Genomic DNA, 12,526 nt, shown 5'->3' with positions numbered 1-12,526 from the left:
TGCTACATATTCTTTGCTTGAACAATCTTACCCAATTCTATTACAAAACACTTCACTCCTTCTGTAGCTCCCCATTCAACTTTTCCTTTTGACGTTCTAATATCTTCTACTTCAACCAAAATTTCTCTTGAATTTTTATTGTATCCATTTTTAAAAGCCACATGTGTAAATCTTTTATAAACAATACCACTCAACAACGGATTAGCAACTAATCTTTTAATCCAATAAGGTTTGATTTCTCTATATTCTTCTTTTTTAATACCTGAAAGTATCATATCAAACCATTTCTTCTTGAGTGTTAAATGCAATATTATTTTATCATCCATTACTATATTTTTGATTTAAAAAACCTGCAAACAAGTCACCTTGTCCAGGATCTCCTTTTGGCACATCCACCAATTTATTTCTATCCTTGAATGAGAACCCAAAGTGTTTCGACAGCTCATCCATATCTTTGATCATCTTTTCACGAATCGTCACATAGCCACTCACGTTTGTTGCTCCGGTTGAAAAAGTTTGAATCAGTCCGCCTTGAAAACCTCTCGAATTGATTTCAGCTTCCGCTTGAATATAAAAATCAATGGTTGTTGCTAATCGATGCAAGTGAACTAAATCGGGCTTGGTCAATTTATTTGAACTCACCAACTGCTCACCAAAATATTTGTACCAAAACTTCTGGTCCTTTGTCAAATTGAACTTTGCCATTGCGGCTGGAAGCTTATCCAAGACATCATAAAGTTGCTGATTCTTTCCAGTGGTAGTTGCATTTTCCCATTCTACAATTTCACCACTCATGTTTAAAAGTTTATTCTCTTTCATTTTTGTAAAATATTAGTTATCAATTATTCATACCCCCCTCCCCTAAATTCATCGTGAGTAAAAATGTGACTAACATGCGATGTACAGGGAGCATATTCTCGGGAGATTTTACCCCATATCCCCATGCGATTCGCGAGCGGATTTTTTATTGTGACAGCTCGCACACATCGGTTGAAGGTTGTCTTCACTCAGTCGTTCACCTCCTCGGTTAATCGGTTGGATATGATCCGCTACAGTAGCAGGAGTAACCTCTCCTTCACGTTCGCATTGTACACACAACGGATTCGCATCTAAGAACGAACGTCTCAACTTGCGCCACGCTCTCGAGTTATAGAACTCTGAGTTGCTTCTTACATTTCGTTCAAACGGCTTACGTTCTACTACCCAAGGACGTTTAACACTATCTATTCTCTTTGCCATCTTAACTTATCGTTTTCTTTAGCTTCCTCTGTTTTAATTCGATTAACGATAGCACCTGCTATTGTCTTGCCCCATGTATTTTCTTTTTTGTTTTCTGCATAATACTCTAATGCCCAAACAATAACATCTTCTACCATTTCCGGATGAGTATTCTCTTCTAACTCTTCAAGTATCACTCTTTTACTTACCGTATCTGTTACCATATTCTTTCAACAAATAAATTTATTTTGAACAATCCCTTAACTTTATCTAAATCAAAAGACCTACTTGTCACCTTATAGCACACAGATTTATCTACACTACAATCAAACCAAATCCACTCTCCGACTTCCGGAACCACAGAACTTTGCAGACTAAACAAAATATCATTCCCTCTAAAAATATCTATACTATTCATAATCTTAAACCACTTACAAATCCATGTTATCCAACTCAACTGTCTTACCTATCTTTGCCATATCCTTTAATTTTAATTACTTCTTGTTTAGAAACACCTTTTAAGTCAGTCCCAAGCATTTTATTTAATTGCTGGACTTCAACATCAGAAACACCCATAAACTTTAATTTCAAATTACTTACTTCAGTCCTCATCTCTCTTTCACGCTTCGATGCGTTAGAACAAACTTCTTCTAACCCTTTAAATCTATATTCAGCATTTTCATAATTGGAAACCAAAATCTGAATACTTTTTAAAACAGTCCACTTATGAAAGAAAACCGGAACTCTTTTGTAGTACCACCAAAATACAATGTGGTTTAATTTTAATATTATACTTTTTTTTATAATTATAAACCACTTACTACAAGTGGAAAGCTTTAAATACAGATAAACTGTATACTTTGTTAATCACCAATACTGTTTTTTTTTATTTACATTAACATTTTGTACATTTAGAAAAACCAATTTTAAAATATTTATTATGAAAAAATTACTTTTAGTATTAGCTTTTATGCTATCAATTGTAGCTTTTGCTCAAAAACCTATTGGGCCACCTACTTATCCACCTGTTATGTGCACCTTAGATTTAGAATTTGTAACAAGATGTGTAGGTCAATTCGATTTAAGAGGCACCTATATTATTCAAATTTGTAGCACAAGCGTTGGAACTGTCCCACACGAAACAATTTTTGAATGGATTCAAGACTACTACTGTGTTAACAATAAATTTCCTAGTTACGTAACAGTTAAAAGTTTTATACCCGATTGGATTAGTATACCAGCAAAACAAGCATACTAATATAAATCTCGAAAGCATTCTTAATTCGTTAAGGATGCTTTTATTCTTAAAACGGTGTATCATCATCCCCAAAAGCGTCAGCAGCACTCACCGTCGGAACATACTCACTAGGATTACTATACACATTCGATTCCTGTTGATTACTTCCATTCTCGTTACTATCTGTTGGATCAATAAACTTTGTCTTATCACCAATCCATTTCAAATACGTTGTACCAACAGAACCAGCGCGATACTTAGCAAAGATTATCTCTGTATCAGCTCCTTGCCTAGTCATTTCATCATACTCAGGATTCCCATTAATCTCGATGTTATAATACTCTGGTCGGTAGATAAACTCAACAATATCCGCATCTTGTTCTATAGATCCCGATTCTCTAAGGTCAGACAACAACGGACGCTTAGAACCACCACGCGTTTCAACCGCTCTAGACAATTGCGACATAACTACAACCGGAATATCTAATTCTTTAGCTAAGAGCTTCAATCTACGACTCACCGAACTCACCTCATTCTCTCGGTTATTGCCCTTTGTTTTATCACTCACGAGTTGCAAGTAATCAACAACTAGAAGCTTTATATCATGTTTGCGTTTCCAACTCCTTGCTTCAACAATAATATCCGAGATATCATTCACTCCTGAATCTTTCATTACGATTTGATACTTAGCCATTCGACCTGAGTGCATCATAAACGTTTGAAAGTATTCAGGTTTATCAAATCCTGTTTTCATCAGCTGTCCTAGATGAAAGTTCGTATCAATCGAAACCATCCTTGAAGTCAATTGCAACACTGGCATTTCCAAAGAGATCACTCCAACCGAATTACCAACCTTTGCATTCTCAATCACTGTCTTTAATGCCTTTGCCGTTTTCCCCATACCAGGACGCGCAGCGACAATTACTAAATCTCCATTTTGATAACCTGACGTATATGCATCGATTCGCTTAAATCCTGTCGGAACTCCAGTCACTTTGCTCTCACCTGTGCTTTTAGAAATGAACTCCAATCGCTTCGCTAGATCTTGTAAAGATTCTGCGATGGTTACACTAGAACGTCCCGTTGTGATTAACTCCGTAACCATATCGAACTCTTTGTTCCAACGCGCAAGCAAATCAAATACATCAATACTCTCATCCATTGCAGATGCACTCATTTGCGAGTTAAAACTCACAATCATTCTTCTCAGTTTGTATTGCAAAAGAATTCTAGAGTGGTACTCGATGTGTGCTGCCGACATACTATTTTGAACAAGCCCGACAATCAGCCCTTCAGCAGTAACTCCCTTTGTTCTTAGCTTTTGTGATACGCTAATCATATCCACGGGTAACGAACTTGAATACAATTCTTGAACCGCTTCAAAGATTTGCATATGCTCCGGAACATAAAACACAGAAGAATCCTTGATCACTTGCATTGCTTCATCCAATGCTTGTTTATTGTTGATCATTCCACCGAGTACTGTTTCTTCAGTATCCTTTGAATGCGGAGGAACTAAACCTTTTGAAATTGTTTGACCCATGATTAAAAACTGTTTTTAGAATATTGTTGTGTTTGTTGTTGCACTGGAGGTTGTTGTTTTCCAAATGCTTTATTTTCGTTCTCGATGTAGTTGATTGCAAATCGCGTTAATCGCGCATTTATCTTTTTACCCGTCCACTCCAAATCTTCTTCATCAACTTTGCAATTAAACAACTCGCAGAACTTTTGAAAATCTTTGATTTTCGATTGATATTGCATTAAGAAAGTTTCGTATAAACTTGGATTATTTTCTTTGAAAAAATCGAGCGCCTTATTCTCTGTATTATTCATCCTTATATTAGAGGTGACTATTTCGTCACTAGCTATTGACTTTTTCGTCACTACCTCGTGACTTTTTTGTCCATAGGTAGTGACTATTTTGTCAATACCTATTTTGCGTTTATTTCCTTGATTTTTTAAAAGCTCAACTGATACATAACCATATTTTTCTAATTGAGAAACCCATCTAGAAATTGTCTTCACATCAACCTTATACAAATCAGCGAAATAATCATTACCTGCCCAGCAAAACCCCTCACGCTGAGCCAAAGCCGTAATTTCACCATAAAGCAATTTTGCATTAGGACGTAACCGTTCATCATACCTAACTGTTGCAGGTATGATAGCATAAAATGATGGCTCCATAATTATTTCTTCAATAAGTTATAATAATCTAACTTTATCTTTTCAACACTCACAATAGCGTTCGCTACCTGAAACATCGCCTTAGCCTTCTCCAGACTTTCCTTAGAAGGTTTGCCTTCTGAAAGCGAATCAAACATAGCTAACAATCCATCCGACACTTTATCTGCGCGGTTTCCAATTGTTGTTTCAGAGGTAGCTTGAGCAACACGAACATCACCCTCTACTTCTTTAACAACAATCATATTTGAGGGTTCATCCAGTACATGAACCGTTTCAAGAAAATATTCAACTTGAGAAGGTAGTAAAACCCATGTACGCTTGTCTGTATAAAGGGTTATATTGGTTGATATCTGCTTTACATTTTTAACCAAGCACTCCACACCTTCATATCTAATCTTACAGCCGATATACTTATTTATTTTCGTTAACATGCTCTCTTATTTTTTTATTCAACAATAATTCTGCACGCTTCATCTTAATTAAAGGCATAATATCTTTACTACTTTTTGACTCTCCAATAAACTTTTTAGCAATAGCTTGATCACTCATAAAATTCCGCGTCATATTATCCTTATTCGAGACCAATTGCAGATTTTCTAAAGTGAAATTCATACGATCTCCATCTAGAAAAATAATATTATAACCTTTTGGAATTAAGCCATTTATATTCATCCATATAATGCGATGCTTCAATTCATAATTAGACGATGCTTTACGTTCATCTTTATATTTAATCCACACATATCCTTCTTTATCAATTCGTTCATGTCCAAGCGGTTTTAGTACCAGCATTCCAGGATTCTTGCCCTTTTGTAAAGAGCGTTTTTTTACCTGCCTCAATAAAAGCAGAATTACAACCTATCTCTTTCAATTTTTCAGCAGATCGACGAACCCCTAATAAAGGCGCTCTACCTGTTACAGAACTATAGGTTCGATTTAAAACTTTACAAATATGCTGGATATCGCCATCGGGATAATTTTCTACGAGAAAAAGATCCTCTTCAACAGTCCAAAATCGTTTCTTTTTTTTCATACTCTAAAAGTAAATTTGACCAAGTTGTCCAAAAGAGACAACTTGGTCTATTGAACTACTTTTGATAAATACGCAATTGCGGATGCATTTCTTTAATCAAATCCAATTCCTGATTAATTAAGGTCTCAGATTCTAAGAGAATAAATTCTTTCAAATCAGGCGAAATAAGCGCACAAGTAAAGTCATCATTAATGTTTATTTCAACAATAACTCTTGCCTTTGGTTGACCTTTAAACACGGGTAATTCTAATACAAAACTCTCTGGGATATTAGAGTCAATTACTTGATTCAACAACATTCGTCTATTACCTCGATCATTAGAAGAATTCTCAATTTCTTTATCAACCTTTGCTTTGAAGTTTTTCAACTCAGAAACAAGTTGCATAGCAACAGGTTTTGATTCAAAATAATGGCGATTCATTTTGATAAAATCAGCCAACTCAAAAGTTGTATAACTATTTCCTGAATTTATTTTGAATTTCTCTAAATCGGGATTCAACTGAATGGATCCCCTAACCTCATGCGGATGCCTTTCGGTTAATCCATATACAAGCCCAATTGTCATCATATCAATAGAAAAAACAATGTGCGAATCTAAAATTGCACTCGAACTAATATTTTCTTTTGATAAGAACTCAGACACTGCCACAATAGTTCCACTAACACTAACATCACGACCAGTATGCAAGTCAATTGCTTTTCCTTCTCTTATCTCTAACTGGTTAACACCGTTTTCTACGGTTAATTTTAAATCACTCATATTTAACTAATTTTAGACATTGTTGAACTTGTAATTGAAAACTGACGTTCTTTCGCAAGCAATGGACGGGAGTAAATCAATTCACCCTCCGCATTATAATAACCCATCATTTGCTCATCCATATCAGCCAATAGGTACACCTCTTCCGTAATTTCTTCAGATGAAGTTCTAATTCCTTGCATCAAGGTTGATAATTCAACCTTCAAAGGCTTAGCCACTGCTTTAAAACCTTCGCGATGTCTTTTAAGCTCCTCTTCTGCAATATTCAATTCAATTGCTTTTTGAGCATACTCATTTTGAAGTTTGATCACTTCTTCCTTATCCAGCTGACGCTGATAAGTTTTTGTTTCAGAAGCCGCAGCATTATCTCTTATATACTGCAACCGATCCTTTAAAGGAATTTCTTGAAAGATTTTTGCTTCCATACAAATAGTTTTGATTAAAAAAATAGTTTAGCCAAGGAGCCAGGATTCGAACCTGAAGGGATACAAAAAAATTAAATGTCTATGAGGTTGTGAACCAATCACCTTACTCCTTGTTGTAATTTTAAATTGTTAGACTGAATAGCAAAACCGCCATTAGCGCGCCCAAAAACGCGGGCCACAAAACATCAATCAGAATCCTTTTCCGCATTTCCTACATTTTTCAATTCCCGCGAAAACATCCATTGGATGACATGCTTTAGTTTTTGCTTCACACTTAGCCGGATTAACTGTTGTTTGTTTCACCTTGCAGTTTTGCCCTATCATGGCCACCGCAGGTATTTTTTTTAGAATCTCTGATATATGCTTCATCGATTTGTTGGATTAACTTGTTACTAAATATTTGCCAGGACTGCTCGAAAGTTTGATAAACCATAATTCAAACCTTTAGAGTTTCCATTGCACTTTCTATCTCAGATTTATAGTAATAAATCTTACCTCCTATTCCATGACTAGGAACACGACCTTCACTAGTCCATCGACTTAAAGTAGATAACCCAATTCTCAGATACTTTGCTGCTTCATGACGAGTCATAAGGACATCTTGTTCCTTAGCTGATTTTAGTTTTTCAACCACAACATCTGCAATCATTTCAATAAATGCGGATGTAGTAATACCTTCTAATATTAATTTTCCACTCATAACTATGATTGTTTTAAATTTTCTAATACTTGTTCAAGTTTATCATTGAGAGAAAAATCTCTCAGAGCCCAAAAGTTGTTAAGCTTCGTCATACCATCATAATTTCTTAATTCAGCACACTCATCCATAACAACTTGCACAAACGCCTTTCTCTCAACAAAGCCTTTACTCACAAATTCATTGAGTATCTTCAATGAATTTACTTTTTTTGCCATATCCTCATTTACAGGTGAAATTATAATCATATGAATCATTTTTACTATTTATCAATCTGTTAGCATAATTATTGTACTTTTGTCTGTTGTCTTGTCAAGACAATACACGTTAACAATAGTTCTCATTATATGTATTGACAATACAAATATAGAGTATATACTCAAATATAAAAACAATAATTAGTAAATAATCTAAATATTTTCAAATGCTTATAGATAGAATACTGAAAATCATAGAGTTAAAAGAAATAAATAAAAGTAAATTTTATAAAGAAACAGGTCTTTCTAATGGTTTTTTAGATAAAGTGAAGGATATCGGCGTCTCAAAATTAGAGCAAATACTCAAGGCGTATCCAGATATAGACGAAAAATGGCTACTTACTGGTGAAGGAGAAATGATTAAAGGCAAAGAGAAAAAGCAAGAAGCAATTCCAATAACTGCAGGAATTGTAAAATATGTTCCATTAGTTTCGCAATATGCGAAAGCTGGCTATCTTAGTGGTTTTGCTGACGAAAATTATATGGACACCTTACCAACAGTACCCGTTATACTAACCCAAGAACAAGAGCCCAAAGGCGAGTATGTATGCTTTGAGGTATCGGGCGATAGCATGATCTCCGAAGAACACCCGGAAGAATCTCTGTTTGATGGAGATATCCTAGTATGTAGAAACGTATCGAAAGACTATTGGAGAAGTAAACTACATATCAACCAATGGGATTTTGTCATTGTGGATCAGGAAGAAGGTGTTATCGTCAAACGCATCATTGATCATGACGTTGACTCAGGAAATATCACCATTCACTCATTAAACCCCATGTTTGAAAATAAAGTGTTAAATTTATCTCACATTGACAAGTTGTTTAACGTTGTCAAAGTAATGAGAGATAGAAGAAGATAATTGAATCACCTTATTAATGATGAAAAAACTATTACTAATAATAATCCTCTTGCTTATCACTATTGCATGTAAAAAAGAGCATAAAAACGATGAGTATACTCAAGAAGAATACAATACTATTGAAGATTTCATGAATAGTCAATTAAAAGTATTTGATAGAGAATTACTAAATATAGAAGTACTTCAAATCAATCAAATTACTACTTCAAATGTCGATTCGATAAAAAAGAACATCAAAGAAACAACATTTTTAATGGCTAATCTTGATAGAACTAAAGGACAACCAACAGATTCAATTTTAAAAATTTACAATAGTCTATTAGGTGTTTCATTAATCAATAATGACAAACCAATAGGTAAATTAATATTTGTCAAAGTAACCGCATTACCCCCTACTAAAATTGAGGAAATTGGGTATTTTCCAATTCCTTTAAACAAAAGGAACAATATCCCTGCGGATTTACATGATTTACTTTACGACTAACTATCTAGTTTTTAAAAACAACAAGATAGCAATCAACTAAATTGTCTTACTAAAATGAAAAAAATATTAACCATATTAACATTGTTCGTAGCATGTATTTCCGTTGCTCAAACCGCTGAGTATAATAAATTATCCCAAAACAATCAATCATTTACAGAATATAAATCCAAAAATGGAGATATCATTAAAGTCGGCGATAGCCTAATGATTGGAAAAGCAATGGATCCTGACGGATTCAGATACATTTCTCAAGGCGGGGGAAGAATGCATGCTACCCATGGAGGAAAACCTTTTACTATTCATAAAATCAAATCTTACGGCAAAGAAAAATCAGGTTTTACTATTTGGATTAGCTTTAAGGGATACGGATTACTAACAGTAGATGTTGATTATGAAAACGCACTTGAAGCTGGCGAAATTATTAATCCAAAAGGAACTTTAACTCGTCAACAAGCGATTGATAAACTAAAGGAAAGCAAAGAACTATTAGATTTAGAAGTTATTACACAGGAACAGTATAATGTAATTAAAGAAGAGTTAATAAAATATATTTAATAAAATCATGACTCAATTTTTAAAAAACTACAAAATAGGAATGATCCTTTTTTTATCAGTTGCAATAAATATTTATTTAGTAACGCAAATTTATCATACAAAGACAGAAGTAGCAGCTATTAAAAAAAATGTGGAGGATCTTTCAGAGCAGAATATTCCCGAACTTAATGACGCTATATTTGTATCTAATTTTAAAGACAATCTAGTATTAAACAGTTTCAATACTTCTATAACCATCATTATTACGTTTTTCACTGTATTAATTGCACTGGGAGCTGTTTTTTCATTTAAAAGAGTTGATGATGATATTGAGAAATTAAAAGAATCAACTACTAAAATAGAAACAATTTCAAAAGACGTTGAAAAAACTAAATCTAAAATAGAAGAAAATTTACTTGAAAATCAAAAAGTAAGCAAAAAAATATCTGCATTTCAGAACAAATATTTCTTTTCAAAAACAGCTTCTATTATTAGAGATACTTATAAAAATAGAGATTTAGTAATAATTTACTTTATTACCAATAAAAATAATTCTATAGACACATACATTATTCATAAATCGATTTATTCAATAATAGATAATTTAGCTAAAATACTAGAACTACATCATGACTACAATCAAAAAAATCAACAATTTGGAGACCAACACATTAAAGACCTTACTAATATTACAGAAAGGGTATTAATCGATTTAAATGAATTTTTAACAAGAAATATAAATATTACTCCAGACAATGGCTTTTTATTATATATTAATTTTAAAAAGTTTAAAGAGTCTACTGATATGTTCCATCAAAAATCATTCACATTAGGCAACATTGATACTATATTCTCAAACACATTATCAATACTAGATAATATCCAAAATTCAAAAGCTAAATAGAAAAAGTATTATACAAGTACTTTTCTTTAATCAAAATACTCACTAAGCTCCATTGCAATGTCTTTGGAGCCTTTCCCTATATAGGTTAAGAACATTTTCTCAGTACTATGCCCAGTCATATTCATTAAGAAAACAGTTGGAATTTTACCATAGTTATTTGTTGCAAAAGAGCGACGGCCAATATGTGAACTAACAATTTCCCATTTTTTAAAGATTCCCTTTTTATTACGCCAAACCTTCTTAGTAATCTCAACTTTCCTGGTTCCTTCTACCCGTTCATTAAGTTCCGCTTTTTCACAAACTTTTTTAATGAAATCGTTATATTTTTGATCAGAGATAGCACGCGGAAATTCCCCCTCTCGTTTATCCAAGATATCTAGCACTTTTGAGGAAAGTGGAATACTCATAAGCTTACTTGTTTTTTGCTGCATAAACTCAAGAATTGCTTTTAGCTCGCCTTTTTTATTTGTATGATACTTTATCATATCTTTTTCAAAACGCATGAAATCAGACACTCTTTGGCCTGTATAACACGATATTAATAACCAGTCACGTGCATTGTCTAAAGTTTCTGATAAATCCTCTAATTTTTCAATTTTAAGAATGTCTTTTTCATTAAGATAAATGCTCTTTACTTTTTCTCGTTTGGTTTTAACCAAGTCAAATGTTTGACTCACTACCACGCCATTCGCCTTAGCATGGTTGCAAATTGTCTTAATAAATACAATAGTTCTTGATATGGTGTTTGTTGAATACCCGTTTTCATAGCAATATTCTTCAAACTTGGTGCAAAATTTGACATCGACATCTTTAACCAGAAGCTTCCTCCTCTTATCTTTTTGGTATCGATCAACAAGCTGCTTTATCACATTTACTTTTCGAATGGTAGCATCTGAAGTATTTCTCTTTCGGTCCACCTTATAAATATCAAACCAATCCAACAATACTTCAGAAACTTTTTCGACTTTCGCACCCTCTCCAGTTTCAACAGCATTATTGGGATTGTAAAACTGATCAATAATTTCATTCAGCCAATTCTTATCATAGAATGAAACATCTTTACCCTCAGCTTTTTCAAGAACAAAATTTTCTATAGCGTTTATTTCATTATGGATATCATTTTGCATATTTCTATATACAATATCCTTTACACGAATAGCATTGTGATATTTCTCCCAGTACTCACGAGTAACCAAAATATTAGTATTCGTTTCTATAAAAGAATTCACATTATCTTTTCTAAAAAAGAATTCACATTATCTTTTCTAAAAAAGAATCTAAGCTTTAACTTTGCCTTGTCTTTTGTTGTTCGGAATAGAAAGCTAACAGTTGCCATATCATGTTTTTTTTTTAGTAATAACAAAGATACAAATTTGTATAGCTTTTGTATAGTTTCACAAAACTACCTAAGAATAAACGAGAAAAAACGAGATGCTTTATCAAAATAATCAAACACCTAAGTTGTTTATAATAAATAATTTATGTTGATTCAGGATCTCTTAAAAGAAATGTTTAAATATTATTAGAGTGCTGTCGGCGACTCCACAGATAAAAAAGCCTAACTATTGATAATCAAATAGTTAGGCTTTTTTTTATGCTCGGATTTGTACGCTTTTATTTTTCGGATACTTTTACATACTATCTCATATACCTTTTTATCTTTACTATTTTGTTTAAAAATATTGATTTTTAACAATTTTTACTATTATACTTTACGAATCAATTAAGTTGAAAAAATAGTTATACAATAAAAGTGATATTAGGGCTATTTCTACTTCAAAAATAGGCTCAATCTCCCCTACTCTTAGTCTTTAAAATAAAGTATTGTTTTTATTAGTAAGAGCGTATATTAAAAAAAGAGATAGATGGATATCCTAATGAAATTCGGACAATTAGTTAAGCAGCTTTATTAATATTTATTATTTGA

20 protein-coding genes are annotated in these 12,526 nt (G+C 33.1%); 5 read left to right on the top strand and 15 right to left on the bottom strand.

From position 1 onward, the window contains the following. Window positions 1-2: 2 nt before the first annotated feature. The 5 genes from ACMHJ2_RS12770 to ACMHJ2_RS12750 form a co-directional block, all read right to left on the bottom strand. Window positions 3-326: an ASCH domain-containing protein gene (locus tag ACMHJ2_RS12770; protein ID WP_413513245.1), complete on the bottom strand. Its 324-nt coding sequence runs from the start codon at window positions 324-326 to the stop codon at window positions 3-5. Further along, the gene (locus ACMHJ2_RS12765; RefSeq protein WP_413513244.1) at window positions 319-819 is read right to left on the bottom strand and encodes a P27 family phage terminase small subunit; all 501 of its coding nucleotides are present in this window, start codon (window positions 817-819) and stop codon (window positions 319-321) included. The genes ACMHJ2_RS12770 and ACMHJ2_RS12765 overlap by 8 nt, the downstream gene beginning before the upstream one ends. Window positions 820-927: 108 nt before the next feature. Next, window positions 928-1,239, bottom strand: coding sequence for an HNH endonuclease (locus ACMHJ2_RS12760; protein ID WP_413513243.1), 312 nt, complete (start codon window positions 1,237-1,239; stop codon window positions 928-930). Next, complete coding sequence (locus tag ACMHJ2_RS12755; protein ID WP_413513242.1) at window positions 1,224-1,442, bottom strand: hypothetical protein; 219 nt, start codon at window positions 1,440-1,442, stop codon at window positions 1,224-1,226. Before ACMHJ2_RS12755 ends, ACMHJ2_RS12760 begins: the two co-directional genes overlap by 16 nt. A 238-nt stretch (window positions 1,443-1,680) precedes the next feature. Then, window positions 1,681-1,914, bottom strand: coding sequence for a hypothetical protein (locus ACMHJ2_RS12750; protein WP_413513241.1), 234 nt, complete (start codon window positions 1,912-1,914; stop codon window positions 1,681-1,683). A gap of 244 nt (window positions 1,915-2,158) precedes the next feature. Here ACMHJ2_RS12750 and ACMHJ2_RS12745 point away from each other — a divergent pair, with 244 nt between their 5' ends. Further along, window positions 2,159-2,476 carry a hypothetical protein gene (locus ACMHJ2_RS12745; RefSeq protein ID WP_413513240.1) on the top strand — a complete coding sequence of 106 codons (318 nt, stop codon included), beginning with the start codon at window positions 2,159-2,161 and terminating at the stop codon, window positions 2,474-2,476. A gap of 46 nt (window positions 2,477-2,522) precedes the next feature. On the opposite strand, the gene ACMHJ2_RS12740 is transcribed toward ACMHJ2_RS12745, so the two are convergent. The 9 genes from ACMHJ2_RS12740 to ACMHJ2_RS12700 all read right to left on the bottom strand — a co-directional run bounded on the left by ACMHJ2_RS12740 (window position 2,523) and on the right by ACMHJ2_RS12700 (window position 7,805). Beyond that, window positions 2,523-3,998 (bottom strand): replicative DNA helicase, encoded by a 1,476-nt coding sequence (locus tag ACMHJ2_RS12740; RefSeq protein WP_413513239.1) that lies wholly within the window; start codon window positions 3,996-3,998, stop codon window positions 2,523-2,525. A gap of 2 nt (window positions 3,999-4,000) precedes the next feature. Beyond that, window positions 4,001-4,642 (bottom strand): helix-turn-helix domain-containing protein, encoded by a 642-nt coding sequence (locus tag ACMHJ2_RS12735; RefSeq protein WP_413513238.1) that lies wholly within the window; start codon window positions 4,640-4,642, stop codon window positions 4,001-4,003. Window positions 4,643-4,644: 2 nt separating this feature from the next. Further along, a complete protein-coding gene (locus ACMHJ2_RS12730) occupies window positions 4,645-5,073 on the bottom strand; it encodes a hypothetical protein (RefSeq protein ID WP_413513237.1) in 429 nt (142 codons plus the stop codon). Beyond that, complete coding sequence (locus tag ACMHJ2_RS12725) at window positions 5,054-5,434, bottom strand: HNH endonuclease signature motif containing protein (RefSeq protein WP_413513236.1); 381 nt, start codon at window positions 5,432-5,434, stop codon at window positions 5,054-5,056. Before ACMHJ2_RS12725 ends, ACMHJ2_RS12730 begins: the two co-directional genes overlap by 20 nt. Beyond that, complete coding sequence (locus ACMHJ2_RS12720) at window positions 5,406-5,675, bottom strand: hypothetical protein (RefSeq protein ID WP_413513235.1); 270 nt, start codon at window positions 5,673-5,675, stop codon at window positions 5,406-5,408. The genes ACMHJ2_RS12725 and ACMHJ2_RS12720 overlap by 29 nt, the downstream gene beginning before the upstream one ends. Before the next feature lie 55 nt (window positions 5,676-5,730). After that, on the bottom strand, window positions 5,731-6,435 hold the full coding sequence (locus tag ACMHJ2_RS12715; protein ID WP_413513234.1) for a hypothetical protein: 705 nt from the start codon (window positions 6,433-6,435) through the stop codon (window positions 5,731-5,733). Window positions 6,436-6,437: 2 nt separating this feature from the next. Beyond that, window positions 6,438-6,860 (bottom strand): hypothetical protein, encoded by a 423-nt coding sequence (locus ACMHJ2_RS12710; protein ID WP_413513233.1) that lies wholly within the window; start codon window positions 6,858-6,860, stop codon window positions 6,438-6,440. Window positions 6,861-7,296: 436 nt separating this feature from the next. Next, window positions 7,297-7,560 (bottom strand): helix-turn-helix domain-containing protein, encoded by a 264-nt coding sequence (locus ACMHJ2_RS12705; protein ID WP_413513232.1) that lies wholly within the window; start codon window positions 7,558-7,560, stop codon window positions 7,297-7,299. A gap of 2 nt (window positions 7,561-7,562) precedes the next feature. Then, window positions 7,563-7,805 carry a hypothetical protein gene (locus tag ACMHJ2_RS12700; protein ID WP_413513231.1) on the bottom strand — a complete coding sequence of 81 codons (243 nt, stop codon included), beginning with the start codon at window positions 7,803-7,805 and terminating at the stop codon, window positions 7,563-7,565. A gap of 176 nt (window positions 7,806-7,981) precedes the next feature. On the opposite strand from ACMHJ2_RS12700, the gene ACMHJ2_RS12695 reads away from it, so the two are divergent. From ACMHJ2_RS12695 to ACMHJ2_RS12680, 4 genes are read left to right on the top strand one after another with little or no spacing between them, the layout of a single operon-like run. Continuing rightward, entirely contained in the window at window positions 7,982-8,677 is a 696-nt protein-coding gene (locus ACMHJ2_RS12695) for a helix-turn-helix transcriptional regulator (protein WP_413513230.1), read from the top strand. Window positions 8,678-8,726: 49 nt separating this feature from the next. Then, window positions 8,727-9,161 carry a hypothetical protein gene (locus ACMHJ2_RS12690; RefSeq protein ID WP_413513229.1) on the top strand — a complete coding sequence of 145 codons (435 nt, stop codon included), beginning with the start codon at window positions 8,727-8,729 and terminating at the stop codon, window positions 9,159-9,161. A gap of 54 nt (window positions 9,162-9,215) precedes the next feature. Beyond that, window positions 9,216-9,716, top strand: a complete 501-nt coding sequence (locus ACMHJ2_RS12685) for a hypothetical protein (protein ID WP_413513228.1) — start codon at window positions 9,216-9,218, stop codon at window positions 9,714-9,716. 7 nt (window positions 9,717-9,723) lie between these two features. Beyond that, on the top strand, window positions 9,724-10,599 hold the full coding sequence (locus ACMHJ2_RS12680) for a hypothetical protein (RefSeq protein WP_413513227.1): 876 nt from the start codon (window positions 9,724-9,726) through the stop codon (window positions 10,597-10,599). 26 nt (window positions 10,600-10,625) lie between these two features. Here ACMHJ2_RS12680 and ACMHJ2_RS12675 read toward each other — a convergent pair whose 3' ends face one another. Continuing rightward, window positions 10,626-11,828, bottom strand: a complete 1,203-nt coding sequence (locus tag ACMHJ2_RS12675; protein WP_413513226.1) for a site-specific integrase — start codon at window positions 11,826-11,828, stop codon at window positions 10,626-10,628. Window positions 11,829-12,526: the final 698 nt, after the last annotated feature.

The organism is Myroides odoratus, from assembly GCF_965118575.1.
Classification (GTDB): Bacteria; Bacteroidota; Bacteroidia; order Flavobacteriales; family Flavobacteriaceae; genus Flavobacterium; species Flavobacterium odoratum_B.
Note: the sequence above shows the minus strand (reverse complement) of the source record. Positions and strands in the feature narration are given on the sequence as shown.